Source organism: Curtobacterium sp. MCLR17_031, assembly GCF_003234775.2.
In the GTDB taxonomy this organism is placed as follows: domain Bacteria; phylum Actinomycetota; class Actinomycetes; order Actinomycetales; family Microbacteriaceae; genus Curtobacterium; species Curtobacterium flaccumfaciens.
In genome coordinates this window covers 330,868-355,511 of record NZ_CP126270.1, presented here as the reverse complement: position 1 = coordinate 355,511, position 24,644 = coordinate 330,868, and the positions used below count along the sequence as shown (strand labels likewise).

The 24,644-nt window shown below is 72.1% G+C and carries 26 protein-coding genes; 7 read left to right on the top strand and 19 right to left on the bottom strand.

Annotated features, from left to right (window positions below):
• Positions 1 to 46: 46 nt before the first annotated feature.
• Positions 47 to 1,060, top strand: coding sequence for an NAD(P)/FAD-dependent oxidoreductase (locus DEI96_RS01825; protein ID WP_111024919.1), 1,014 nt, complete (start codon positions 47 to 49; stop codon positions 1,058 to 1,060).
• Between the two features lie 60 nt (positions 1,061 to 1,120).
• Here the strand turns inward: DEI96_RS01825 and DEI96_RS01820 are convergent, their stop codons facing one another.
• The 10 genes from DEI96_RS01820 to DEI96_RS01775 form a co-directional block, all read right to left on the bottom strand.
• A complete protein-coding gene (locus tag DEI96_RS01820; protein ID WP_111024920.1) occupies positions 1,121 to 1,786 on the bottom strand; it encodes a pentapeptide repeat-containing protein in 666 nt (221 codons plus the stop codon).
• A gap of 33 nt (positions 1,787 to 1,819) precedes the next feature.
• Complete coding sequence (locus DEI96_RS01815; protein ID WP_111024921.1) at positions 1,820 to 2,230, bottom strand: DUF6314 family protein; 411 nt, start codon at positions 2,228 to 2,230, stop codon at positions 1,820 to 1,822.
• Between the two features lie 9 nt (positions 2,231 to 2,239).
• A complete protein-coding gene (locus tag DEI96_RS01810; RefSeq protein ID WP_111024922.1) occupies positions 2,240 to 2,491 on the bottom strand; it encodes a hypothetical protein in 252 nt (83 codons plus the stop codon).
• Positions 2,491 to 2,847, bottom strand: a complete 357-nt coding sequence (locus DEI96_RS01805; protein ID WP_111101232.1) for an SHOCT domain-containing protein — start codon at positions 2,845 to 2,847, stop codon at positions 2,491 to 2,493. Before DEI96_RS01805 ends, DEI96_RS01810 begins: the two co-directional genes overlap by 1 nt.
• Before the next feature lie 260 nt (positions 2,848 to 3,107).
• Complete coding sequence (locus tag DEI96_RS01800) at positions 3,108 to 4,199, bottom strand: NAD-dependent epimerase/dehydratase family protein (protein WP_284183624.1); 1,092 nt, start codon at positions 4,197 to 4,199, stop codon at positions 3,108 to 3,110.
• Positions 4,199 to 5,392, bottom strand: coding sequence for a zinc-dependent alcohol dehydrogenase (locus DEI96_RS01795; protein WP_071404842.1), 1,194 nt, complete (start codon positions 5,390 to 5,392; stop codon positions 4,199 to 4,201). Before DEI96_RS01795 ends, DEI96_RS01800 begins: the two co-directional genes overlap by 1 nt.
• A 145-nt stretch (positions 5,393 to 5,537) precedes the next feature.
• Complete coding sequence (locus DEI96_RS01790) at positions 5,538 to 6,464, bottom strand: aminoglycoside phosphotransferase family protein (RefSeq protein ID WP_111024597.1); 927 nt, start codon at positions 6,462 to 6,464, stop codon at positions 5,538 to 5,540.
• A gap of 152 nt (positions 6,465 to 6,616) precedes the next feature.
• Positions 6,617 to 7,252, bottom strand: coding sequence for a DNA alkylation repair protein (locus DEI96_RS01785; protein WP_111024596.1), 636 nt, complete (start codon positions 7,250 to 7,252; stop codon positions 6,617 to 6,619).
• Positions 7,249 to 8,052 carry a sulfite exporter TauE/SafE family protein gene (locus DEI96_RS01780; RefSeq protein ID WP_111024595.1) on the bottom strand — a complete coding sequence of 268 codons (804 nt, stop codon included), beginning with the start codon at positions 8,050 to 8,052 and terminating at the stop codon, positions 7,249 to 7,251. Before DEI96_RS01780 ends, DEI96_RS01785 begins: the two co-directional genes overlap by 4 nt.
• Positions 8,053 to 8,224: 172 nt before the next feature.
• Positions 8,225 to 9,421, bottom strand: coding sequence for a peptidoglycan DD-metalloendopeptidase family protein (locus DEI96_RS01775; protein ID WP_110865535.1), 1,197 nt, complete (start codon positions 9,419 to 9,421; stop codon positions 8,225 to 8,227).
• A gap of 159 nt (positions 9,422 to 9,580) precedes the next feature.
• On the opposite strand from DEI96_RS01775, the gene DEI96_RS01770 reads away from it, so the two are divergent.
• Positions 9,581 to 11,461 carry a gamma-glutamyltransferase family protein gene (locus tag DEI96_RS01770; RefSeq protein ID WP_111024594.1) on the top strand — a complete coding sequence of 627 codons (1,881 nt, stop codon included), beginning with the start codon at positions 9,581 to 9,583 and terminating at the stop codon, positions 11,459 to 11,461.
• Positions 11,462 to 11,604: 143 nt separating this feature from the next.
• On the opposite strand, the gene DEI96_RS01765 is transcribed toward DEI96_RS01770, so the two are convergent.
• Positions 11,605 to 12,648 carry an NAD(P)-dependent alcohol dehydrogenase gene (locus tag DEI96_RS01765; RefSeq protein ID WP_111024593.1) on the bottom strand — a complete coding sequence of 348 codons (1,044 nt, stop codon included), beginning with the start codon at positions 12,646 to 12,648 and terminating at the stop codon, positions 11,605 to 11,607.
• Positions 12,649 to 12,670: 22 nt separating this feature from the next.
• Positions 12,671 to 13,285, bottom strand: a complete 615-nt coding sequence (locus tag DEI96_RS01760) for a DUF805 domain-containing protein (protein WP_111024592.1) — start codon at positions 13,283 to 13,285, stop codon at positions 12,671 to 12,673.
• A 123-nt stretch (positions 13,286 to 13,408) separates the two neighbouring features.
• Between DEI96_RS01760 and DEI96_RS01755 the strand changes: the two genes are divergently transcribed.
• From DEI96_RS01755 to DEI96_RS01745, 3 genes are all read left to right on the top strand, one after another.
• Positions 13,409 to 13,849 carry an OsmC family peroxiredoxin gene (locus DEI96_RS01755; RefSeq protein ID WP_027467170.1) on the top strand — a complete coding sequence of 147 codons (441 nt, stop codon included), beginning with the start codon at positions 13,409 to 13,411 and terminating at the stop codon, positions 13,847 to 13,849.
• 113 nt (positions 13,850 to 13,962) lie between these two features.
• The gene (locus DEI96_RS01750; RefSeq protein WP_111024591.1) at positions 13,963 to 14,217 is read left to right on the top strand and encodes a hypothetical protein; all 255 of its coding nucleotides are present in this window, start codon (positions 13,963 to 13,965) and stop codon (positions 14,215 to 14,217) included.
• A gap of 58 nt (positions 14,218 to 14,275) precedes the next feature.
• The gene (locus DEI96_RS01745; RefSeq protein WP_111024590.1) at positions 14,276 to 15,793 is read left to right on the top strand and encodes a threonine/serine exporter family protein; all 1,518 of its coding nucleotides are present in this window, start codon (positions 14,276 to 14,278) and stop codon (positions 15,791 to 15,793) included.
• 100 nt (positions 15,794 to 15,893) lie between these two features.
• On the opposite strand, the gene DEI96_RS01740 is transcribed toward DEI96_RS01745, so the two are convergent.
• Positions 15,894 to 16,088: a DUF2795 domain-containing protein gene (locus DEI96_RS01740; protein WP_027467172.1), complete on the bottom strand. Its 195-nt coding sequence runs from the start codon at positions 16,086 to 16,088 to the stop codon at positions 15,894 to 15,896.
• Between the two features lie 90 nt (positions 16,089 to 16,178).
• On the bottom strand, positions 16,179 to 16,862 hold the full coding sequence (locus DEI96_RS01735) for a TetR/AcrR family transcriptional regulator (protein ID WP_111024589.1): 684 nt from the start codon (positions 16,860 to 16,862) through the stop codon (positions 16,179 to 16,181).
• Between the two features lie 169 nt (positions 16,863 to 17,031).
• On the opposite strand from DEI96_RS01735, the gene DEI96_RS01730 reads away from it, so the two are divergent.
• A complete protein-coding gene (locus DEI96_RS01730; RefSeq protein ID WP_111024588.1) occupies positions 17,032 to 17,349 on the top strand; it encodes a hypothetical protein in 318 nt (105 codons plus the stop codon).
• A gap of 97 nt (positions 17,350 to 17,446) precedes the next feature.
• Here the strand turns inward: DEI96_RS01730 and DEI96_RS01725 are convergent, their stop codons facing one another.
• Positions 17,447 to 18,373, bottom strand: coding sequence for an SDR family oxidoreductase (locus DEI96_RS01725; protein ID WP_111024587.1), 927 nt, complete (start codon positions 18,371 to 18,373; stop codon positions 17,447 to 17,449).
• A gap of 198 nt (positions 18,374 to 18,571) precedes the next feature.
• Between DEI96_RS01725 and DEI96_RS01720 the strand changes: the two genes are divergently transcribed.
• A complete protein-coding gene (locus DEI96_RS01720; RefSeq protein WP_111024586.1) occupies positions 18,572 to 19,318 on the top strand; it encodes a hypothetical protein in 747 nt (248 codons plus the stop codon).
• A 49-nt stretch (positions 19,319 to 19,367) separates the two neighbouring features.
• Here the strand turns inward: DEI96_RS01720 and DEI96_RS01715 are convergent, their stop codons facing one another.
• The 4 genes from DEI96_RS01715 to DEI96_RS01700 form a co-directional block, all read right to left on the bottom strand.
• Positions 19,368 to 20,150, bottom strand: coding sequence for an endonuclease/exonuclease/phosphatase family protein (locus DEI96_RS01715; protein ID WP_111024585.1), 783 nt, complete (start codon positions 20,148 to 20,150; stop codon positions 19,368 to 19,370).
• A 38-nt stretch (positions 20,151 to 20,188) separates the two neighbouring features.
• Positions 20,189 to 21,691 (bottom strand): LCP family protein, encoded by a 1,503-nt coding sequence (locus DEI96_RS01710; protein ID WP_111024584.1) that lies wholly within the window; start codon positions 21,689 to 21,691, stop codon positions 20,189 to 20,191.
• A gap of 146 nt (positions 21,692 to 21,837) precedes the next feature.
• On the bottom strand, positions 21,838 to 22,488 hold the full coding sequence (locus DEI96_RS01705) for a GntR family transcriptional regulator (protein ID WP_111024583.1): 651 nt from the start codon (positions 22,486 to 22,488) through the stop codon (positions 21,838 to 21,840).
• 12 nt (positions 22,489 to 22,500) lie between these two features.
• Complete coding sequence (locus DEI96_RS01700) at positions 22,501 to 24,615, bottom strand: MMPL family transporter (RefSeq protein WP_111024582.1); 2,115 nt, start codon at positions 24,613 to 24,615, stop codon at positions 22,501 to 22,503.
• Positions 24,616 to 24,644 lie beyond the last annotated feature (29 nt).

The following is a 24,644-nucleotide window of genomic DNA, read 5'->3' as shown; positions in this document are numbered from 1 at the left end:
GCAAAGTTCGTTGCTGTTCTCGCTCGATCCGCCGCATGATCAGCGCATGCCTACACACTTCGACGTCATCGTCATCGGCGGCTCGGCCGCCGGCCTCTCCGCCGCCCTCATCCTCGGCCGCTCACGGCGTTCGGTGCTCGTCGTCGACTCCGGCGAGCCCCGCAACGCCCCGGCGGCCGGCGCGCACAACTACCTCGGCCACGAGGGCGTCGCGCCCGCCGAGTTGGTCCGCATCGGTCGCGACGAGGTCGCCGCCTACGGCGTCCAGGTCACGGCCGGGAGGATCGTGGCCACGTCCGCCACGACCGGTGACGGTCACGACCCGGTCGGCTTCTCGGTCACGCTGGACTCGGGCGAGGTCGTCACGGCGCGCAGGCTGGTCGTCGCCTCCGGCGCCGTGGACGTCCTGCCGGAGGTCCCTGGTCTGGCCGAGCAGTGGGGGCGCGGGGTCGTGCACTGCCCGTTCTGCCACGGGTGGGAGATCCGCGACCAGCGGATCGGGGTCCTCGTCACGACGCCGAACGGCGCACACCACGCGCTCATGTTCCGGGCGCTGAGCGATCGAGTGACCGCGTTCCTGACCGATCCAGCACTGATGGACGACACCGCCCTGGCCGGTTTGGCGGCCCGTGGCATTTCGGTGGCTCAGGGACCGGTCGCCGCCGTGGTCTCCGAGGGTGACCGGTTGACCGGGGTCCGGCTCGGCGACGGGTCGTTCGTCGAGCTCGATGCCCTGGCCACGGCGAGCCGGCCCGAAGCGCGGGTGGCGTTCCTGTCCGGGCTCGGCCTCGCCGCCACCGACCAGTTCATGGGCGACCACCGGTTCGCGACGGCGCTGACCGTGGACGCCGCCGGGCAGACCGCCGTGCGCGGGGTCTACGCAGCCGGCAACGTGACGGCCCCGATGGCGACGGTCATCGCGTCGGCGGCTGCCGGCACCCAGACGGGTGCGGCGGTGCACGGCGACCTGGTGCAGGCCGACCTGGCGGTGGCGCTGGCGGGGGTGGGCGCGGGCGCTGACGTCGGTGCGTCCGTCGGTGCGTCCGATGTTTCGGGCTGAGCGACAGTTCGCGGGGCCGGGCGGGCGTGGAGTGTCGGTGAGCGCGAAACCCGGGCTCGGTCAGTCGACGCGGTAGCCGGCCTGTGCAGCCAGCAGCGGCGCGAGCGTGTACAGCTGGTCGGCGCCGATCGTGGCCCCGCGGAACCCCTCGAGCCGCTCGACCCGATCGAGGTCCGCTCCACGAAGGTCGACGTGGTCGATGCGGGTGTTCGACCCCTCGGCGGCGCGGATGCTGCTGCCGTCGAACGACACCCGCAGCAGCTTCGCGTCGGCGATGTCGAGCTCGTCGATGACGCAGTCGCGGAACACCACGTCGGTGATCGTCGAGCCGCGGAGGTTCACGAACCCGAACTTCATGCCGACGAACTCGACGCCGTTCAGTCCGGAGTCGTACAGCTCCGCCGATCCGACGCGCCCGCCGGAGACCCGGACCTCGCGCCACGTGCTGCTCGACGCTCGCAGGATCGGGGCGTCGAGCGAGTCGATGATCGAGTCACGGACCCGGAGCCCCCGGAAGTCCGCGTCGTCGCCCCGGAACGTGTCGATGACGCACTCCTCGATCTCCAGGTCGGGCAGTCGCTCGCCGGCCAGGTCGAGGACGTCGATGCGCTTGCCCTCGATGCGGTCACCCGTCAGGACGTCACCGGGTGCTGGCGCCCAGTCCTCGAGGTTCGTCGGTTCGGTCAGGGTGATGCGCGGGGCGTCGGTGCCGGAGGAGCGTGCCATGCCCCCAGTCTGGCGGTGACCGCCGACCCCGGGTCACGACCCGGGTCGGGTGAGGACACTGTCCAGCCGGTAGTCCTTCGCCGGGCCGCGCGCTTCCCACCGCACCGTCCAGCGGTCTTCGTCGCCGTCGAAGGCACCCGTGTAGTCGTCCGGAGCGCAGGCGTGGGCGACGCTCGTGCCCCAGACCCAGTCGTGGAACACCCGACCGTCGGAGAAGTGCACGGTCCAGCCGCCGGTACTCGTCCGCCGCAGGGCCAGGGTCCGTGACACCGGGGTCGTCCGGCCGTCGAAGGTCATCACGCCCGACTCGTCCCAGCGCACCTCGACGTCACCGACCCGCGTCAGGGTGGTGGTCCCGGTGACGGTCCCCGTGGCACCGGCGCGGTGGTCGTGCACGGTGCGGTGCAGGTCCCACACCCCGAGCAGGTCCGTCGGCAGCAGCACCCGCCCAGGCTAGCCGCGCAGGGCCTCGGCCCGCGCGGCTCGGCGCTCGTCGTCGGTGATGACCCCGCGGGCGTGCAGCTCGTCGAGTTCGAGGAGCCGCTGTTCCGGCGAGCTCCGACGGGCACCGTGCGGGCGCCGACTGCGGACGACCGCGATGCACACGGCGACGATGACCGCGATGACGATGAGCGCCATCAGCAGGGTCCAGACGAGGTCGTAGACCGGCGGGATCAGGGGGTTCTGCACTTCTTCGGAGGCCATCATCGTCCGCGCAGCGCTTCGGCTCGAGCGCTGCGGTGCTCCTCGTCGGAGATCACGCCGCGGGCGTGCAGGTCGTCGAGTTCGGCGAGCCGCTGTTCGAGTGGCTTGTCCGGTGCGAACGTGCGGCTCTGCATCGCCTGGTACGCGATGTCCTCCTGCATCGTGAGCGGGTTCTGACCACGGTCGGCCATCCGCTTGCCGCGGTAGAGCGACAGGATGACGATCGTCAGGGTCGTGAGGATCGCCAACGCGGCGACGACCCCGAACGCGATGCCGAACCAGCCGTCGAACAGGTCGGGCATCCCCGACTCCCCCGGCCCCTCGAGCTCGCTGAACGCGGACCAACTGAGCACCATCGCGCTCCCCCTTCTCACAACGACGAGCGAAGCGTAGCGCGAGACGGCGAACACGAGCGGCGTTCCTTCCCAGAACGCCCGCGATGGAATGTGGAAACGGGCGTACCTGGTCGGAACTTTCGCCCCGGTACGCCCGAAATCACCCGGTACGCCCGATTCGACCAGGCAGCGCGAACCCCACCAGCCAGCGCAACCCACACCACCCAGCGCAACCCCCATCCAGCCCAACCCAGCCACCACCCCCGGCCAGCCCGGCCCGCTCAGCCGCGCAGCGGCCCCGACCCCGGAACGTTCGCACCGTCCGCGAACCCGGCCACGAGTGCACGCAACGCTTCTTCGGAGGTGTGTCGGGCCTCCCATCCGAGCACCGACCGGGCACGGTCGGTCCGCATGATCGGCACGCCGGCGGCGATGTCGATCCACCCGGCGTCCGTCGGCTGCAACCGCAGCCGCCACGTCACCGTCACGATCCCGCGCAGCAGCCGCAGCGGGATCCGGACGGCACCGAGCATGCCGAAGGCCCGAGCCAGTCGCGGCGGGTTGAGCACGGGCGAGGCCGCGATGTTGAACGCCCCGGCTGCCCGTCGGTCGACCGCTCGCCAGTAGGCGTCGGCGACGTCGTCGGCGTGCACGGCCTGGAACACGAACGGGTACGGCAGCGGCAGCACGAGCCAGCGGATCCACCGCACGATCGACATCGGCACGAGGTGTCCGAGGAACAGCCCCCGGATCTCGGCGGCGGCGTCCCGCTGGAAGATCAGTCCCGGGCGCAGGCGGGTGACGGTCACGGAAGGGTGGTCGGCCTCGAACGCGTCCATCGCGGCCTCGTTGGCGGCCTTGTGGATCGAGTACGTCGCCGTCGGGATGCCGTCCGTCGGCCAGCTCTCGTCCACGGGGACGCGCTTGCCGTCGACGTCCACCCCGCGGTAGGCGCCGACCGAGGACGCGACGACGACCTGGGGCACCTCGGCCCGCGCGACCGCCGCCAGGACGTTCGCCGTCCCGGTCACGTTCGTGCGGTGCTGCGCAGGGATGTCGTGCGTCGGCTGGAGCGCCCACGCCAGGTGGACGACGGCGTCGGCACCCTGGAACACGGCGGCGAGCTGGTCCACGGCGTCCGCGGCACCGACGTCGACGGCGTGCCAGACGGCGGCGGCGTACGGCTCCGCGCGCAGGTCCGGCAGCCGCCGGGCGACACCGACGATCTGGACGTCGGCGGCGTCACGGCCAGCGCCGTCACGGCCGGCGCCGTCACGGCCGGCGTCACCGTCGCCGTCGGCGCGCACGGCCGCGAGCCGACGGAGCACCGCCGTTCCCACGTTGCCGGTCGCGCCGACGACGACGATGCGCATCAGGCTGCGGCCATCGCGGGGTCGAGCACGACCTTGACGCAGTCGTCCTGCTTCTTCTGGAAGACCTCGTACATGTGCGGGGCATCCTCGAGCGAGACGCGGTGGGTGGTCAGGTCGAGCGTGCCGAGCGGGTCCGACGGGTCGGAGACGAGCGGCATGATGTCGTCGATCCAGCGCTTCACGTTGCACTGGCCCTCGCGGATCGTGATCTGCTTGTCGAACAGCGTCATCATCGGCATCGGGTCGGCCATGCCGCCGTAGACACCGCTCAGCGAGACGGTACCGCCGCGGCGGACCAGGTCGATGGCCGCGTGCACGGCCGCCAGGCGGTCGACGCCGGCGGTCTCGATCGCCTTCTGCGCGAGCTTGTCGGGCAGCAGTCCGGCGGCGCGCTGGGCGAAGCCCGCCATCGGGTTGCCGTGGGCCTCCATGCCGACGGCGTCGACGACCCCGTCGGGGCCACGGCCGTCGGTCAGGTCGACGAGTTCGGGCACCAGGTCCTTCGTCAGGTCGAACACCTCGGCACCGTGCTTCGCCCCGAGGTCACGGCGGACCTGCTCGGGGTCGACGGCGAGCACGCGGTAGCCGAGGTGCTTGCCGATGCGGGCGGCGAACTGGCCGACCGGACCGAGACCGAGCACGGCGAGCGTGCCGCCCTCGGGCACCTGGGCGTACTGCACGGCCTGCCACGCGGTCGGCAGGATGTCGCTCAGGAACAGCCAGCGGTCGTCGGGGGTGCCGTCGTCCGGCACGACGATGGGGCCGTAGTCGGCGTGCGGCACGCGCAGGTACTCCGCCTGGCCACCGGGGACCTGGCCGTACATCTTCGTGTAGCCGAACAGCGAGGCACCGGTGCCGTACTCGGTCACCTGGGTGGTCTCGCACTGCGACTGCAGGCCGTGCTGGCACATCCAGCAGTGGCCGCAGGAGATGTTGAAGGGGATGACGACCCGGTCGCCGACCTTCAGGTTCGTGACGCCGGATCCGACCTCTTCCACGATGCCCATCGGCTCGTGGCCGAGGACGTCGCCGCGGTCGATGTACGGGCCGAGCACGCGGTACAGGTGCAGGTCGGAGCCGCAGATCGCCGTGGAGGTGATCCGCACGATCGCGTCGGTCGGCTCCTGGATGGTCGGGTCGGGGACGGTCTCGACGGACACCTTCTCGGTGCCCTGGTAGGTCAGTGCGCGCACGTTGCGTTCCTCTCGTGGTCGCTTCGAGCCTGCCTGGAGGCACGACTCGCGTTCCCCTCCTCGGTACGCGCCCGCCCCGTGGACGCTCCCAGCCCCGCGTCCCCCTCGCGCACGTCGGCGCGGGTGGGCAGCGGTGGTCGCGACCTCAGGCGAGGACGGCTGCGAGGACCCGCTCGTGCTCGTCGCGACCGCCCGGTCCGGCACTGCCGGCGAGCATGATGAGCGCCTTCCACAGCGCCCAGCCCCGCGCGCGCGCCCACGTGTCGTCGTCCAGGTCGACCGCCTGCCGGAACACCCGTCGCGCCGGGCCGTCCAGCATCGTCCACGCGAGCACGAGGTCGCACGCCGGGTCCCCCACGCCGCACGTGCCGAAGTCGATCACCGCGCACAGCCGCCCGGTGTCGTCGACGAGCAGGTTGCCCGGGGCGACGTCTCCGTGGAACCAGACGGCCGGCCCGTCCCAGCGGCTGGCGAGGGCCTCGGCCCAGACCCGTTCGCAGGCGCCGCGGTCGACGACGGCACCACCGGTCCTGCCGCTGCCGCTGCCGCCGCCGCCGCTGCCGCTGCCGCTGCCGAGCGTGTCGAGCGCCGTCAGCACCTCGGCGTCGTACACGGACGGGTGCTCCCCGCGGTGGAACGAGTGCGCGCCGGCGGTGGGGCCGCCCGTCGCCGGGACGCTCCGGAGCTGCCGGAGCACGGCACCGACCTCGGCCGCGAAGCGCTCGTGGTCGAGGTCGTCGACCTGCACGGCGGGCACCCCGTCGAGCCACCGCCGCACCGACCACGGGAACGGGTACCCCTGGCCCGGTTCCCCGAGCGCCACGGGCTCCGGGACCGCGACGTCCAGCCGCCGGGCGAGGTACGGCAGGACGTCCTGTTCCTTCTCGACCGCGGGCACGTAGCCGGCTGCGCTCGGCAGTCGCACCGACAGGGCGTCCCCGAGCCGGTAGGTGCGGTTGTCCCAGCCCTGGTGGTCGACCTCGCGCACGGGCAGGTCGGCCCAGTCGGGGAACTGCTCCGCGACGAGTCGTTCGACGAGTCCGGCGTCGATCCGGGGCACCTCGGTGTGCATGCCCGCAGCATAGGCGTCGGACCCGGCACGGCGGTGGGGCCGGTGCACGCCGGGGGCCAGCAGCGGGGCGGACCCGCACCGGGCCTCCCGGCCGTCGCCGCAGGCGGGTGTTGGCAGGGCGAGCAGCGCGCCCCGCGCGACCGCGAGCGCCGTCAGCCCCGCAGCCGGTCGCGCTCCGCCAGCGGCAGGTGCTCGGTCGCCGTCCGGCGGGCGGCCGGGCTGAGGAACCGGCCGCTCTGCTCGAGGAACGCCACGAGCGCCGATTCGGACGCCCGCTTCCCCGTCTCGCGCAGGACCAACCCGAGCGCCGACTGCACCGTCTCGCTGCGCTCCCGCACCAGACGGCCGGCGATCCCGAGGGGCACCTCGGCGTCGCCCTGCTTCACGAACGCCAGGGTCGCCACGACCGCGATCCGCCGGACCATCGCGACGTCGGACTTCGCCAGCGCGAAGAGCGGACCGGTCGAAGCGCCCAGCAACGGGGCGCCGACGAGTTCCTCGGCGGCCAGGTCGACGAGCACCGGGTCCTCGAACCGCTCGGCCTTCGCCGCCGACAGGTACTCGTCGGTGAGCTCCGGGTCGGAGTGCGCCCGCATCGCCTGCACGAGGAGCAGGACGGCGACGAGCTTCGCGCCGTCGTCCTCGCTCCAGAGCAGCGCCGAACGTTCGCCCTCGTCGAGGTCGTGGAACTGCCGCGCGACCCTGCGGGCCGCGGCGACGTCACCGGTGGTGCGGGCGAACGCCGCCAGCACGGCCTCCGCGTCGCGCCCTGCCTGGAGGCCCGTCACGCGACCTCACCGTCGCTCGCGTCGTTCTGTGGTGCCCTCCGGCGTCCGCGGCTGAGCACGATGACCGCGACGCCCACCAGGAACGCCGCGAACAGCCAGGTGCCCACCTGCGGGTCCACCAGGCGCGCCAGCACGGCACCACCCGGAGAGCACACGGCGGCGGTGATGCCGACCGTCAGCCCGACCCGCAGGTCGACCGCACGGCGCCGCAGGTTCGCGACCGTCCCGGACACCGACGTCGGCACCATCGTGAGCAGCGACGTGCCCTTCGCCAGCAGGTCCCCGGCGCCGAGCACGACCTCGAGCCCCGGCACGATGACGACCCCGCCACCGACCCCGACGAGCCCGGACAACACGCCCGACAGCAGCCCGAGCAGCAGCAGGACGATCGCCTCGACGACCCCGAAGTGCACCTCGCCACCGCGGGTCGGCACCGTCGTGAACAGCGACACGAGCACGACGGCGATGAACCCGACGAAGATCCACGGCAGCGCGCGGAGCGGCAGGGCACGGAGCAACCGGGCACCGATCGGGGCGCCGATGACGCTGCCGACCGCCAGGGTCAGGGCCGCGAGCCAGTGCACCTCGCCCTGCACGGCGTAGGTGACCGCGCCGACGACGGCCGCGGGGGCGATCGCCACGAGCGAGGTCGCCGAGGCCCGACGCTGGTCCATCTGCGCGAAGGCCATGAGCGCGGGCACCACGATGACCCCGCCGCCGACGCCGAACAGCCCGGACAGGACGCCCGCCAGGACCCCGATCGCCACCAACACGAGCACCGTTCCGCCGCGCTTCCTCATCCCGCCCAGGCTATCCGCGCCGCGGGCGTGCTCTCGCACGGTGCGAGGTGCGTGCGAGGTGGCCCGCACTTGGAGTGCAGAAATGGTCGGGTGCCCGAAGGCGACCCGACCATTTCTGCTCACGAAGCGAACGCCGAACCCCGCCCCGCCCGCTCCGCGCGCGTCCCCCGCCTCAGCGGAAGTGCATGTTCTTCAGCGGGTCGACGAGGGTGCCGTTCCGCCGCGTCTCGACGTGCACGTGCGGCCCCGTCGACTGCCCGGTGTTGCCGGACTTCGCGATCTCGGTGCCGAGCTTCACGATCTGCCCCTGCTTCACCTCGATCTTGCTGAGGTGCGCTGTCAGCACCGCCGTCATGCCGTACGTCACGACGATGTAGTTGCCGTAGGCCGCGTCGTTCGCGATGGTCTTCGTGACCGTCCCGGTCCCGGAGCCGTACACGGCCGTCCCCACCGGCACCGGGGCGTCGGTGCCCTGGTGGTAGCGCGGGACGTGCCCGGCGCCGCGGTCGTCGCCGTACCGGCCGGTGATCTTCGTGCCGTTGACGGGCCAGGCCAGGCCGGTGACCGGTCGGCTCGACCAGACCCGGGTGTCCTTCGCGCCGTAGAGCACGACGTTGCCGTCGACCTGGACGAGCAGGTTGCCCGACCCGGCGGTGCTGGTGCGCGAACTCCAGAGCGCGACCTTCTTGCGCGACGCGTCACGGGTCCAGATGACGAAGTTGCCCTTGGCCTGCAGCTCGGCCCAGGCGCCCGGGTGTCCGCCGGTGCGCGACTGCCAGACGACGCGGCCGCTGACCTTCTGCACCAGGTTGCCGTCGGTGCGCATGTTGAGGATGCGGGTGTTCGAGGTGTCGGATCGCAGCACGGTGCCGCCCAGGATGGTGTTCCCCGACGGGACGCGGTCCTGGTAGCCGTTCCAGCTCACGACGACGGTCTTGCCGGCGAGCAGCGCCATCGTGCCGTCGGCGCGCACCTTCAGCGCGGTCGAGTTCACGGTGCCGGCCGAGGCCCAGCGGGCCACACGCTTGCCGTTCTTCGTGATGTCGAGGGCGCGGTTCTTGCCGACCACGGCGATCGCGCCGGAGTTGCCGGCGGTGTTCGACGCCCACAGCACGCGGTTGCCGATGCCGTACTCGACCAGGTTGCCGTCGCCCTGCATGATGAGCTTGAACTGGCCGTTCGGCGACGTGACCTGGTCGCCGGGCAGGATCTTGGTGCCGGCCGGGGCCGAGCCGACCCAGACCGCAGAGGCCGCTGCCGGTTCGGCTGTCGCCACGAGCGCCCCCGCCGCCAGGGCCAGTGCCGTCACGGCGCCGGCGATGCGTGGGAGTCGGCGCGCACGTGCGACGGTCGACGGAGTGGTGGTCATGGATCCCCTGCCCTGGAACCGACCGTGCGGGCGCGCGGTCGTTCGGCGCTCGCCCTGCACGAGTCGCCGAACGATGTTCGCTTTTCTGCGCGGGGTGCACAACCCCTTGGACGGGGGGTGTACAGCGCGGAGCCGATCGCCGCGGGACAGGATGGGACCATGTCGACGCCGAACCCCGCCTTCGTCCCGCCCGCTGCGCAGACCACCCGTCCGGACCTGCAGGGCACGTTCGGGATGGCGGCCTCGACGCACTGGATCGCGACGGCGACCGCCCAGTCGGTGCTCGAGCGCGGCGGCAACGCCTTCGACGCGGCCGTCGCCGGTGCCTTCGTCCTGCAGGTCGTGGAGCCCCACCTGAACGGCCCCGGGGGCGACCTGACGGCGGTCTTCGCGACCGCCGCGAACCCCGTGCCGACGGTGCTGGTCGGTCAGGGCCCCGCCCCCGAGGGCGCGACCCCGGAGCACTACCGCGCCGAGGGCCTCGACCTGGTCCCCGGCTCCGGCGCGCTGGCCGCGACCGTCCCCGGCGCCGTCGACGCCTGGCTGCTCCTGCTCCGCGACCATGGCACCTGGGAGCTGGCCGACGTGCTCGCCCCCGCGATCGGGTACGCCCGTGACGGCCACCCGGTCGCACCTGCGGTGGTCCGGACGATCACCGCCGTGCGCGGCCTGTTCGAGCAGCACTGGCCCACCTCCGCCACGCAGTGGCTGCCGGGAGGCACGGTGCCGGTCCCCGGGGACCTGGTGCGCAACGAGGCACTCGCCGCAGTGCTCGACCGGCTGGTCGAGGCAGGTGCCGGCGCCGGCAGCCGGACCGGCCGCATCGATGCGGCCCGGTCCGAGTGGGCGGAGGGACACGTCGCCGAGGCGATCGACCGGTTCGTCCGCGAACCGCACCGGCACGCGTCGGGCACCGACCACGCCGGGGTCATCCGGGCCTCCGACCTGGCGGCGTTCCGGGCGTCGTACGAACCCGCGACGACCGCCGAGTTCCGCGGCTGCACGATCGCCAAGACCGGACCGTGGGGCCAGGGTCCAGCGCTGCTCCAGACCCTGCGACTGCTCGAACCGCTCGACGACGCCCTGCTCGACCCGTCGACCGAGCTCGGCGCGCACACGATCGTCGAGGCGCAGAAGCTCGCCCTCGCCGACCGCGAGGCGTTCTACGGCGACGGCGAGGTCCCGATGGACGTCCTGCTCTCCGACGCCTACGCCGACGAGCGCCGCGCACTGATCGGCGAGCGGGCCTCGGCAGAGCTCCGACCCGGCACGGTCGCCGGGGTCGAGCACGCGCTGCCGCCGGTCCGGACCTCGTACGACTCCGCCGGGTCGGTCGGGGTGGGCGAACCGACCGTGCAGGTCGCCCGCGACGCCGAAGCAGACGCCGAGGTTCCGCCCGCCGCTCCGCTCGAGGACCGCGGCGAGCCGTTCGTCACCCCCGACGGCGAGACCCGCGGCGACACGTGCCACATCGACGTCGTGGACCGTTGGGGCAACATCGTCAGCGCGACGCCGTCCGGCGGGTGGCTGCAGTCGTCGCCGACGATCCCCGAGCTCGGGTTCTGCCTCGGCACCCGCCTGCAGATGACGTGGCTCGAACCGGGCACGGCCTCGACCCTGAGCCCCGGCGAGCGCCCCCGCACCACGCTGACCCCGACCCTGGTGCTCCGGGACGGGCAGCCGGTCGCCGCACTCGGTTCCCCCGGCGGTGACCAGCAGGACCAGTGGCAGCTGCTGTTCCTGCTGCGCTGGATCGTCGGCGGCTACTCCCCGCAGCAGGCCATCGACGCGCCGGCGCTGCACACCACGTCGTTCCCGGGGTCGTTCTGGCCGCGCACGTGGGAGCCCGCGGGCCTGGTCGTCGAGGACCGGCTGGGCGACGAGGTCATCGCGGCACTCGAGGCCCGCGGACACGTCGTGACCCGCGGCGGCGACTGGAGCCTGGGCCGGCTGTCGTGCGTCACCCGCGACCCGGACACGGGGATCCTCAGCGCTGCCGCGAACCCCCGCGGCGCGCAGGGCTACGCCGCGGGACGCTGACCGACGCCCGTTCCTTCCCAGAACACCCGCACTGGCAAGTGGAATCGGGCGTACCTGGTCGAAACTTCCGGCCAGGTACGCCCGATTCGACCAGGTACGCCCGATTCGACCAGGTACGCCCGATTCGACCGGGCACGCCCGGTTCAGAGCGTCGGGACGACCACCGCGCGACCCGAGAGCTCGCCGGCCTCGAGCTTCCGGTACGCCTCGAGCGCGTCGGACAGCGCGTAGCGCTCGACGTCGGGGACGATCTGCCCGGCGCGGTACATCGCGACGACCTCGTGCAGGTCCTCGATGGTGCCCCAGTAGGTGTTCGTGATCGTCGACTCGTACGGCGTCGCGAAGAAGTTCCACTCGGTGGTGCCGCCGGCGATCCCGACGACGGTGAACCGACCGCCGACCGCCATCGAGGCCTGCGCGACCTTGATCGTGGGGGTGGCACCGACGAAGTCGAACGCCGCGTCGACGCCGCGTCCGCCGGTGATCTCGCGGATGCGCTCCGCCTGGTCCGGGCCGCCGGGGACGGTGATCGCGCCCCGGGCGGCGGCGCGGTCCATCGCGTCCTGCTTCATGTCGGTCGCGATGACCGTGGCACCGGTGAGCGCCGTGAGGATCTGCACGGCGATCTGCCCGAGGCCGCCCAGGCCGACGACGAGCGCGAAGCGACCGCCGCCAGCCAGGTTCGGCAGGGAGTTCTTGATCGCGTGGTACGGCGTGAGGGCGGCGTCGCTCAGCGGTGCGGCGGCGACCGGGTCGGCGTCGCCGAGCGGCACGAGGTTGCGTGCCGGAACGCTCACGTACTCCGCCATGCCACCATCGCGCCCGAGGCCGATGCCCATGTACGGGTTCGTCGCGGCGTTCTCGCAGTAGGTGTCCTGCCCCTTCGAGCAGTACGAGCAGTGCCCGCAGCCGACCGGCCCGTAGACCAGGTAGGCGTCGCCCTCGGCGAAGCCGGTGACCCCGTCGCCGACGGCCTCGACCCAACCGGAGTTCTCGTGGCCGAGCACGAACGCGGGCGCCTGGGCTCCCGGCTGCCCCTGCTGGAACTCCCGGTACACGGCGACGTCCGAGTGGCAGGCACCGGCGCCGGCGACCTTGAGCAGGACCTCACCCGGCCCGGGTGCGGGCTTCGGGACCTCGGTCAGGGACGGGAAGGTCTGGTACTGCTCGAACACGACGGCGCGCATGGGGTTCTCCTTTGATCGCCCTTCACGCTACACCTGTCGTCGAGGACGACATGTGTCGTCCAGTTGCCTCGGGGCCACGCCCTCCCGCGAACAGTCCGCGGTCGAACCGTGCCCCACCGGGACGCGACGACCGCGCCACCATGACACCCAGCACGACCGCACCGAGCGGTCCGGTGAACACGAGGAGCAGGATCCACAGCCCGCTGTGGTCCCGGTCGTGCAGTCGCCGCACGAGCAGCGACCACCGGGGCACGATGGTCAGGATCGTCGGGACGAGCAGCACCAGGTCCCACGCGTCCGGCCAGACGTCCCGCCCACCGCTGCCCCAGCCGAACCACGCCCCCTGCCCGCGGTCGATCAGGTGGAACGAGACCCGCGGTGACGGGACGACCCCGAACGGGTCGACGTACATCTCCCATCGCCCTCCGGTCCCGTGCACGCCGACGACCCAGAGCGCGACGCCGACCAGCGCGAGCTCGAGGGCGATCACCCACCAGAACTCCGAGCGACTCGCCCGCCCGTGGAACCGCCACCCCTGCGTCCAGAACCGGAGCCAGGCGACCACCGGGTTCGTCACGTCGGCCGGCCCCTGCTCGAGTACGGACTCGCGGAAGCCTGTCTTGTCGCTGTCCCCCATGTGCCAGATCGTAGGGCAGACCTGCGTCTTCGCCGTGAGCCCGTTGCGAGAACGGTCGTTCTCCGATTGACTCAGGAGCGGCGGTCCCGCTCGGGGCCGCTCCCCCACACGAAAGGAGCGGGCATGCCCACTCGCACCGCACGCACCGCCTGGAACGGCGGCCTCGAGGACGGTTCCGGCCAGGTCGAACTCTCGAGCTCGAAGGTCGGCACGTACGACGTCTCGTTCCCGAAGCGCACCGCCGAGGACGCCGGGGGCACCACGAGCCCCGAGGAGCTCATCGCCGCCGCACACTCGGCCTGCTACGCCATGCAGTTCTCCGCGGTCCTCGGCGAGGCCGGCGGCACGGTCGAGGCCCTCGACGTCAAGGCCGACGTCTCGCTCGGCCCGGACCCGGCCGGCGGCTTCCGCCTCACCGGCATCGTCCTGACCGTCAGCGGCGAGGTCTCCGGCATCGACGAGGCCGCCTTCCTCAAGGCCGCCGAGGACGCCAAGGCGACCTGCCCCGTCAGCAAGGCGCTGACCGGCGTCGAGATCACGCTGCACGCGACCTTCGAGCAGTAGCGAACGCAGCGCAGTAGGCGCGCGAAGCAGGAACCGTCACCACGTGACGGACGGGAGGCCCGTGGCGACCCCGCCACGGGCCTCCCGTCCGTCGTCCACCTACGCTGGGTGCCGTGCCCCGCTTCCTCGCCACCCCGACCCTCGTCGCCCTCTGGCTCGGCCTGCTGGCCGTCGTGGTCGGGATCGTGTTCGTGCTGACGGCCCCGACGTTCACGTTCGGCTTCGCCGCCGTCGCCCCGCTGTCCGACTACGCGTTCGTCGCGGGGAGCCACCCATGGCAAGCGACGGTGGGACCGGTCCTCGTGCTGGCGGGCGCGGTCGTCGCGGCGTTCGCCCTCGGTCGTCTGAGCACGCGCCGCCGGGGCTGATCCGAAGGCGTCCAGCGGACGTCCGGACTCGGCCGCCGTCGACTGGCACCATGGCGTGATGGCCGAGCAGCACCCCCCGGGCCCGCACAAGCCGGGCCGCCCGCCCCGGCCACGACGCCGCAGCCTCGCGCAGCACGACCTGCGCGACGCACGGGCCCGCCTGCGCGGGACGATCTACGAGCACGTCGAGCCCGACGCCAAGGGGCGCGACCAGTACACGGCGACCCAGATCGTCGACTTCTGCCTCGACCTGGCCGAGGTCATGCTCGCCTCCGGTGCCGACACCCGCAGCGTCGAGACGGCCGTCGTCGCGGTCTCGACGAAGTGGAACCTCGCGCCGCTCGACCTCGACTTCTCCGGCAGCTCGGTGACCATCCAGTACGCCCCGGCCGACGTCCCGCCGCTCGTCAAGGTCCGCACCGTGCGGTCGGACGGCTCCGACCTCGACAAGCTCGCGCGTGCGAACCAGATCGTCGACGACCTGATCCACGACGACCGCGACATGACCTCGGCGGTGAGCGCCCTGGTCGCCGTCCTGCGACTCCCGCCGCGGTGGCCGATGTGGCTGTCCGACGTCGGCCTGTCGATCCTCGGCATCTCGATCGCCGTGCAGGCCGGCGGCGGATGGCGTGCGGGACTCGGAGCGTTCGTGCTGATGCTCGGGATCATCGTCTCCGGGCGCTGGCTGACCGACCGGGGGTACCCGCAGTTCTTCGTGTCCGGGGCGCAGGGCGCGGTGGCGTCGGCGATCGGCACGCTGGCCATCTGGGCCGGCGTGCTGAACGCGAACGGTGCGGCGACGATGGTCGCGGCACTCGTGGTGCTCCTGCTGCCGCACCCGTCCCTGGTGACCTGGGCGCAGGACGCCATCTCGGGGTTCCGGGCGATGGCCGTGGCCCGGGCGTTCTACATCGGGCTGGTCATCGCCGCGATCGTGGTCGGGGTGCCGGCCGGGATCGCGATAACGCACTGGCTGCGGATCGAGGTCGACCCGTCCGGCATCGTGACGCAGACCCTGCCGCTCTGGGCGTCGCTGTCGCTGACCGTGGTGTCGGCGGGCGCGAACTGCTTCGTGCAGCAGGCGAGCGCCCGCGTGATCCCGGTCGCCGTGGTGTTCTCGGTCGCCGCCGGTGCCGCGCTCTGGGCACTGCGGCAGGCCGGGCTGCCGCTCCTCGGGGCGACGTTCCTGGCGGCGGTGCTGCTCGGGGTGCTCTCGACCTACGCAGCCGTCCGGATGCGCACGGCCGTGGCGGCGATCGCGGTGCCGGCGTTCTGCGGGGCGCTGCTGCCCGGTGTCGCCGTGTCGAACGCCCTGCTGAACTTCATGTCCGGGTCGTCGAGCGCCGCGCTCGACTTCGTGGCAGCGGTGTCCGTGGCACTCGGGATCGGCGCGGGCCTGGTGCTCGGTGGGCTCTTCGCAACGCCCGGTGCCCGTCGAGCGCTCCGCCGGACGCGTCGGGTCGTCGTGCACTCGGTCCATAACGACACCACGGCGCTGCGTGTCATCCGTGACACCGGCTACGACCCCGGCGACGGTTCGGTGCCCCGCGGGTCGCGCTCGGGCGGCACTTCGTGAGCGGCTCGGCCGGCGCTCCGTAAGGGGCTTCGTGAGCAGAAGAGGTCGGGTGCGACGCACGCACCCGACCTCTTCTGCTCACCAAGTGGGCGTACCGCGCTCAGCCGGCGTCGGACACCGCGCTCGACACCGCGGTCGGGGCGTCGTACTCGCCGTCCGGGATCGCGCGGAGCGCCTCGAGGACGTCGTCCGGGGCGCCCTCCTGCTCGGCCGTCGAGACCACGTCGTCCTTCGACGCCGGGTAGTCGATGCCGCTCAGGTACTTCTGGACCTGGATGGGGTTCGGTGCTGCCATGTCGGTTCCTTCCGTCGGTTGCGACTCCCGGAGTACCCGCGGGGCGCTGCACGACGGCGCGGGGAACGCGCTCCGCGGACGAACCGCCGGTCAGATCTCCCAGCTGCCCGAGTCGTCGTCGTCCCACATCGCCAGACGGCGGGCGGCCTGCGGCTCGTACCGCTCCATCCAGCCGCGCTCGAGCCGGGCGACCGCGCGGTCGAACGCCGCAACCAGGTCGAGCTCGGCGCGCAGCAGGGCCTGGAGCTGCAGCCCCTCGTACAGGGCGATGAGCTGCTCGGCACCGCGGCGGGGGTCCATCGTGTGCGGGGCACGGCCGATCGCGACGTCGTGCTCCAGGCCGCGCTTGATCTGCGCGAAGAAGAGCTGGTACCGCGACCGCAGGTAGGTCGCCATCGGGTGCGCCGGGTTGCCCGCGACGGACAGCAGGGCGACGAGCAGGCGCATCAGGGCCGGGTCCTCGGCGTTCGAGGCGACGATGGCGCGGAGCAGGTCCACGGTCGAGCCGTCACCGACCTCGTGCGTGACCTCGTCCATCCGGGCACCGTTCCAGCGGTCCAGTGCGGCGAGGACCAGGCCGTCCCACGACGGGAAGTGCTGCTCCAGCTCGGCGACGCTGATGCCCATCCGCTCGGCGACCTGCAGGGGGCGGGCTTCGTGGAAGGGGACGTCCCGGAGCAGGTCGACGGTGGCACCCACGATCGTGATCCGCAGGTGCAGCGTGGCCGCCGCGGCCGCCGCGGCCTGCGTGTCGGCGCTGGTGTGTTCGAGCATCGTGCCCTCCGTCGTCCCCGGACGTCCTGTCCGTGTCACCCCGGGTCCGGGGCACGTCCATCCAAACGCAGAACGGGGGACACCAGAATCCCCGGTACGGGTGTCGGCACAAGGGGGGACAGACCCCGACGTCGAGCCGGTTCGCGGCCGTCCGTGCGACCATGCGGGCATGACCCCGAACGACCCCACTGCCCAGGGACTCGCGACCATGGCCTCGACCGGCTTCGAGTTCGGCGGCGACCCCGAGCAGGTGGCGCACGACGTCCGGGCCATGTGGGAGCAGCTCGGACGGCCCGCCGGTGCGTTCGAGGCGGCGGCCCGGGCCATCGCCGTGCTGCCCCAGCGCCCCGAGGTGCCGATCGCCGACCAGGCCCGCCGTCGCGCGTTCGAGCAGGCGATCGGCATCAACCCCGTCGAGGTCGAGCTGGCCGCCGCGATGTCGGCGCGCGAGCTCCTCGAGCGGATGGCGCGCTCCGTCAGCTGCTGACGCGACCAGGCGCCCTGGACCCGACCACACGGACGACGGGAGGCGCGGTACCCACCGGCACCGCGCCTCCCGTCAGAGCCCCGTCAGGAACAGCGCCCTACGGCGTCGGCATCCCACCGTCGACGTGCAGCGTCTCGCCCACGACGTACGACGACTCACCGCTCGCCAGGAACACGTAGGCCGGCGCGAGCTCGGCCGGCTGGCCCCAGCGGCCCAGGTAGGTCTGCTCGCCCGCGCTCGGCAGCGCCTCCGGCGGCTGACCGCCGGCCGGCTGCAGCGGCGTCCAGATCGGGCCCGGAGCGACCGCGTTGACGCGGATCCCCTTCGGCGCGAGCTGCGCGGCCAGGCCCTTCGCCATGTTGTTCACGGTCGCCTTCGTGGCCGCGTAGTGCACCAGGTGCGGCGACGGGGCGTACGCCTGGATCGACGTCGTGTTGATGATCGTGGAGCCGGGCTGCAGGTGCGGCACGGCGGCCTTCGTGATCCGGAACGTCGCGTACGCGTTGGTCTTGAAGGTCTCGTCGAACTCCTCGTCGGAGATCTTGGTGATGTCGTCGACGTTCTGCTGCTTGCCGGCGTTGTTCACCAGGATGTCGAGGCCACCGAGCTGCTCGACCGCGTCGGCCACGAGCTGCTCGCAGACCTGGAGCGAGGTGATGTCGCCAGGCAGCGCGACGGCCTTGCGTCCGGCGGCCTCGATGAGCCCGACGATGCGGTCGGCGTCCTCCTGCTCCTCGGGCAGGTACGAGATCGCGACGTCCGCACCCTCGCGGGCGTAGGCGATGGCCACGGCGGCGCCGATGCCGGAGTCGCCACCGGTCACGAGCGCCTTGCGGCCGGTCAGACGACCCGAACCGCGGTAGGTGTCCTCACCGTGGTCGGCGGGGACGTTCTGCGCCATCTCCGCGTCGGTGCCGGCACCCTCGAGGTACTGCTCGTCGGGCTTCTTGTCGGCGTACATCTTCGTGGGGTCCTGCATCACGTACTGGTCAGGCCCGGTCTGGTCGTTCTGCTGGTCCGTCATGCCGCCGACGGTACGCAGGGGGTCGCTGCGGGCCGTCCAGGAGGCTGTCCCCCGTTGCGCGGAGCGGCCTGCGCCCGTCGGCCGCACCGCTCCAGGGCCGCAGCTGCGTGATCCTCGTTTGTCACGGTCCGGTGACGGGCAGGCTCCGATTCGGTAACACCTGTCGTTCTGTTCCGATCGAGGCCCTACCGTCGAACGGTGACTCCTCGGACCCTGCTGGCGCTCGGCGCCGCCGTGCTGGCCTTCTCGGCCGGTGCGCTCGCGTTCGACGGCACCGCCGGGCTCGGGGCAGACGTGGCCGTGGCCGCCGAGACCTCGCACGACGCCGCTCCGGTGCACGTGACGAAGGCGGAACTCCGACGGGTGGACTCGATCGAGCTCGACGCCGAGGCCCTGGTGCTCCGGGACGGCGACGACACCGTGGTCGAGTCCTCGATGCGCGACTCCGGTCTGACCGTGAGCGTCCTGAACCGTCTGCTCGGCACACCGTCCCGCACGCAGACGGCCGAGGGCGACGGTGGGGCGTGCTTCCCCGCGGGCACCACCTACACCTGGGGCGGCGCCATCCGCGTCGCAGCCCTGACGACCGACGCGGCGGCCGGCAACGCCGTCGAGATCCGGGTGCTGCGCGACTCGGTCCGCAGCGTGCTCGGCCGGCAGATCGAGCTGACCGGCCCCGGCGGTGTCCGGGTGGGCGACGACATCGCGGACGAGATCGCCGACGCTCCCGGTTCGGAGCGGGTGTCCTACGGCTCGGACGACTCACGTGCCTGGCAGCTCCTGCTCCGCGAGGGCTGGGCCGACCGGCACGACGATGACGACGACGACGAGTCGAGCGAGCACTCCGACGACGCCGGCACGAACGGCGTCTCCGCCCTGACGAACGAGACGACCGTCACGGTGCTCGGTTCACCGATGCCCGTCCACGCGCAGCGCAGCTGCTGACAGCAAGCAGAGCGCGGAGCTGCTGACAGCTCCTGGCCTGTCCGGGACGTCAGACCCGCAGTGTCGCGATCACCGGGAAGTGGTCGCTGGCGAACCAGGTCTCGGGGCCGTCGTGGTCGATCACGACGCGGTCCACGGCGCTGACGTCGCGGGTGAGCACCCAGTCGATCCGCTCGCCCGAGTCGACCGGCGGCTGCCAGTCGTTGAACGTGGCGGTGCGGTCGGCGGGGTCCCCCGCGGCGAGCCAGGCGTCGGTGAACCCGGCCTCGGCGAACACCCGCGAGGCCGTCCCGCTGCCCGCGGGTTCGTTGCAGTCCCCCGCGAACACGACCGGGCCGGTGGTGCCCGCCAGTCGTTCGGCGATGAGCGCGGCACTCCGGCCGCGGACCTCGTCGCCGTGCGGGCCGGGCTCGTGGTCCAGGTGCGTGGTCAGCAGCGTGAACGCGGGCCCCTCGGCGTCGAGGAACCGGGCGTGGTTCGCGATCCGCGGGTACAGGCTGCCCCAGGTGTTCGAGACGGGTTCGTCCGGGGTGTCCGACAGCCAGAACGACCCCTCGTCGGACGGCCGGAACCGGTCGCGGCGGTAGAAGACGGACGCGTGTTCGCCGGCGTCACCGCCCTCGCGCCCCTGTCCGACGTCGGCGTGGTCCGGCAGGCCGGCACGCAGGTCGTCCATCTGGTGCGCGAAGGCCTCCTGCACGCACAGCAGGTCGGGGTCGTGCCGGCGGATCAGGTCGAGCACGACCGGCAGGCGGGCCGGCCAGTCGTGCGCGGGGTCCGGGTTCTTGATGTTGTAGGTCATCAGGGCGATCGGGCGTGCGGCGCTGGTCACACCGTGAACCTACCGACCGGTTGCCCGGCGGGTTCCCATCAGTTGATGCAGGTGCCCTCGGTGCCGTAGTTGTGCACGTCGGTCGACTTGGCCGTCGGCTCCTTCGCGGGCTTCTTCGTCGGCTTCGAACCGGTGCTCGAACCGCCGGTCGACGGCGTCGAGGCCCCGGCGCTCGGCTCGGTCGCGACCGGCTTCGCGGTCTTGCCGTCGGTGCCGAGCACGAGCGTGACACCGGTGACCGCACTGGTGCGGACGGCGACGGCACCGGGCACCACGGATGCGATGGCCTTCGCCTGCGACTCCTGACCGGCGGGGTACTGCACCTGGGTGGTCTTCGTCGTCGCGGACGAGCCGGCCGGGGCAACCTGGAAGCCGCGGGCGGTCAGGACCTGCCCCGCAGCCGTCGCGGCGCCCTCGACCCCGCTGCCGTTCAGCACCGTGACCGAGGTGTTCGCCGGCTGTGCGCGGCCGGCCTTCGTGTACGCCTCGGGTTCGCCGACCAGGCCCTGCACGAACGCGGGCAGGCCGACGGTGTCGACCTCGACGATCGACAGGGCGGACCCGTTCACGTAGATCGTCGGCGTGCCGAGCGTCGGGATGGTGGCGGACTGGATGTTGCCGGGCCGCAGGTTGCGCATCTGTGACGCCAGGTCGATGAGGTCGGTGTCGGTCTGGATCGATCCGCCGACGGCCTTGAGGATGTTCCCCATCTTCACCGGGTTGAGCAGCGTCCCCGCCGAAGTGACCTTCCGGGCCTCCTGCGACAGGAAGTACTGCTGGCGGACGTTGCGGTCGAGGTCGCCGTTCGGCAGGCCGTGGCGCTGTCGCACGAAGGACAGCGCCTCCTTCGCGTTGAGCGAGGACTTGCCCGCCGGCAGGTCGACGCCGGAGTACGGGTCGCTGGTCGCCTGGTTGAGGCAGACCTGCACCGGGCCGAGTTCCTTGACGACCTGGTAGAAGCCGAGCAGCGAGACGCGGACGTAGTGGTCGATCTGCAGGCCGCTCAGGTTCTCGATCGTCTTGATGAGCATCTTCGCACCGCCGGTGTCGCCACCGCCGTTGAGCGTGCCGTAGTAGAAGGCGCTGTTGAGCTTGCCCTTGCCGACGTCCGGGATGTCGACGTACGAGTCACGGGGGAACGAGATCATCGTCGCCTGGCTGCCGTCAGCGTTGATGTGCAGCACGATCATCGTGTCGGTGTTCGTCGCACCACCGTCCGACGTCGTGCTGAGTTCCGCCATCTGCTCGGGGGTGGCGTTCTCCGGCCGGTGGTCGTCGCCGACGAGCAGGATGTTCTGCGCCTTGCCGTCGACGTCGTCCTTCGTGTCCTTCTTGCCGGTGATCGCGTTGACGATCGTGACGCCGTCGGACAGCTGGTTGTACGCGTACCCCGCGTACCCGACGCCCAGCAGGAGGGCCATCGTGAGCACCCCCGCGACGGCCGGGAACACGACGCCTGCGCGTCGCTTCTGGCGCCCGTGGCGCGGCGTCGCAGCACCGCGGTGTGCGGGCTCGGTCGTCTGCTCGGGTTCGTTGCTCACCGGGAAACCATAACCGCCACGCGGGGAACGGACATGGGATGCGCCTGGAAGGTCACCCCGTACTCGCCGTCACCCCGTGACGGACTGGAGGCCCGTGGCGGGGTCGCCACGGGCCTCCAGTCCGTCTCATGGTCGCGCTCGGCGCGCTAGTCGCGCGACGGGAGCAGGTGGATCGCCTCCATGGCGAGTTCGGCAGCGATGGGGTCCTTCGCGACGACGGCGTCCTTGAGCTTCGTCAGCTCGGGCAGGATCACGTCGGCCGGCAGGAGCTCGGCGAGCTCCGGCACGCGGAGCTTGAACGAGAGCCCGTCCGTCGTCGAGTTGCAGAGCTGCACGAGCGACGGGTTGCCGCACGCATCCGCCCACATGGCGTAGATGCCGGCTCCGTCGCGCGCCACCTGGTCCTGCTCGTCGGCGCTCACCCGCGCGTGCACGTCGTCGAGCATCTTCACGATCTTCTTGCGCTGCGCGTCCGTGAACCGGGGCACCGCGAGCCGCACGACGCCGCCGTAGATCACGCCGAGGGTGCGGTACGCGTCGAGGAGTTCCCCCTTCGTCGGGGCCGCAACCCGGGTGTAGCGGTTCGGCGCCATCTCGATGAGGCCAGCCCGGGCGAGCTCGGCGAGGGCTTCGCGGATCGGCGTCCGGGACACACCGAGCCAGGCGATCAGGTCGTCGTCGTTGAGCCGTTCCCCGGGCTCGAGCGTGCCGTCCATGATGGCGTCGCGGATCTTGTCCTGCACCGTGTCACGGAGGAGCTTGCGCTCGGCAGCGGGCTGCGTGGAGGGAACTGGCATGGACCCAGCGTGTCACATGTCAGGGTTCGTGCGCGAGAGGCGCGACGGCCACCAGGCGCGGTGCCCGAGGTCGTAGGCCAGCGCCGGGACGAGCAGCGAGCGGACCACGATCGTGTCGAGCAGGACGCCGAACGCGACGACGAACGCGATCTGCACGAGGAACAGGATCGGGATCACGCCGAGGGCGGCGAACGTGGCGGCGAGCACGACGCCCGCCGAGGTGATCACCCCGCCGGTCACGCCGAGTCCGCGCAGGACGCCCTCGCGTGGACCGCGCCGCAGCGCCTCCTCGCGCACTCGTGTCATGAGGAAGATGTTGTAGTCGACGCCGAGTGCCACCAGGAACACGAACGAGTACAGCGGCACGCTCGGGTCCGCGCCCGGGAAGTGGAACACGTGGTCGAAGACGAGCGCTCCGACACCGAGGGCCGCCGCGAAGGACACGATCACGCTGCCGATCAGCACGAGCGGCGCGACGATGCTGCGGAGCAGGAGCATCAGGATCAGCAGGATCACGACGAGCACCACGGGGATGATCAGCGTGCGGTCACGGATGCCGGTGTCGTTCGTGTCGACCGCTGTCGCAGTGACGCCACCGACGATCGCTCCCGGGTCGACCCGTTCGACGGCGGTGCGGAGGTCGCGGACGGTCTGCTCGGCGGCGTCCGAGTCGGCGGCATCGGACAGCGTCGCCTCGAGCAGGACGTCACCGCGGGAGACGGTCGGCGTGCCGCTGCCGGCGGCGTCCCCGGTCACCGGGACGGTCCCGGCGGGGCTGTCCTTCGCCGCGGCGACGACACCGTCGACCCCGTCCACCGCGGTGATCGCGTCGACGAGCTGGTCGAGGTCGCGCTCCGCGCCGATGACCTGCGCGGGGCTGCCGGAGCCGCCCGGGAAGTGGTCGGCCAGCACGTCCTGTCCGTCACGGGCCTGCGACGACCCGATGATCAGGTCGCTCTGCGGCACCCCGTCCGCCTTGAGTCCGAACAGGCCGGCACCCATCGCGAGCAGGCCGACGGTGCAGACGATCCACACCACCCGCGACCGCCGGGCGACGAGCCGGCCGACGCGCGCCCAGATACCGCGGGCGTCCGGACCGGTGAGCACGGGGTGGGCGCTGCCGAACGCGGGGCGCAGCGGCCAGAACGCCGCGCGGCGGAACGCGAGCAGCAGCGCGGGCAGGAGTGTCAGGGCGGCGAGCAGGCTGAACGCGATGCCGATGGCCGCGACGGGGCCGAGCGCCTTGTTCGAGTTGAGGTCGGAGAGCAGCAGGCAGAGCACCCCGACGATCACCGTGCCGCCCGAGGCCAGGATCGGCTCGAGGCTCCCCCGCAGGGCGGCCTTCGTCGCGTCCCAGCCGGTGCGGTGGTCGCGCAGCGCCTCCCGGAAGCGCGAGGTGTACAGGAGCGCGTAGTCCGTCGCCGCGCCGATCACCAGGATCGACAGGATGCCCTGCACCTGCCCGTTGACCGTCACGATGTCGGCCTTGGCGAGCCACCAGACCACGAGGATCGAGGCGCACAGGGCGAACGTGGCGGTCCCGAGCACGAGGACGGGCAGCAGGGGTGATCGGTAGACGATGATCAGGATCACGAACACCGCGGCGAGCGCCACCCCGAGCAGCAGCCCGTCGATGCCGGCGAAGGCCTCGGTCAGGTCCGCGGTGAACCCGGCGGGACCGGTGACGTAGCCGCTGACACCGGACGGCAGTGCGTCGTCGACGTCGGCCCGGATGGCCTCGACCGCATCTCCGGTCTCGGCGTCCTGCGTGAGCGTGGCGACGATCTCGACCGCGTCGCCGTCCTCGCTCGGGATCACCGGGCTGACGGCATCGACGTCGTCGCGGTCGGACAGCGTCGTGGCGAGTGTCTTCGCGTCGGCGAGGTCGGTCGACGTCAGGCCGCCGTCGCGCTCGAGGACGATGATCGCGGGCGCCCCCGACTCGTCGCGGAACTCGGAGGACCGTTCCTGCACCTTCGTGGCGTCGGCCGAGGCGGGCAGGAACGAGGTCTGGTCGTTGGTGGAGACCTCGGAGATCTTGCCGAAGAAGGGACCGCCGACCGAGGCGATGCCGAGCCAGACCACGATGACGAGCGCGGGGAGGACGATGCGGAGGAAGCGGGACACGTCGGTGAGCGTACACCGATCGTCAGCAT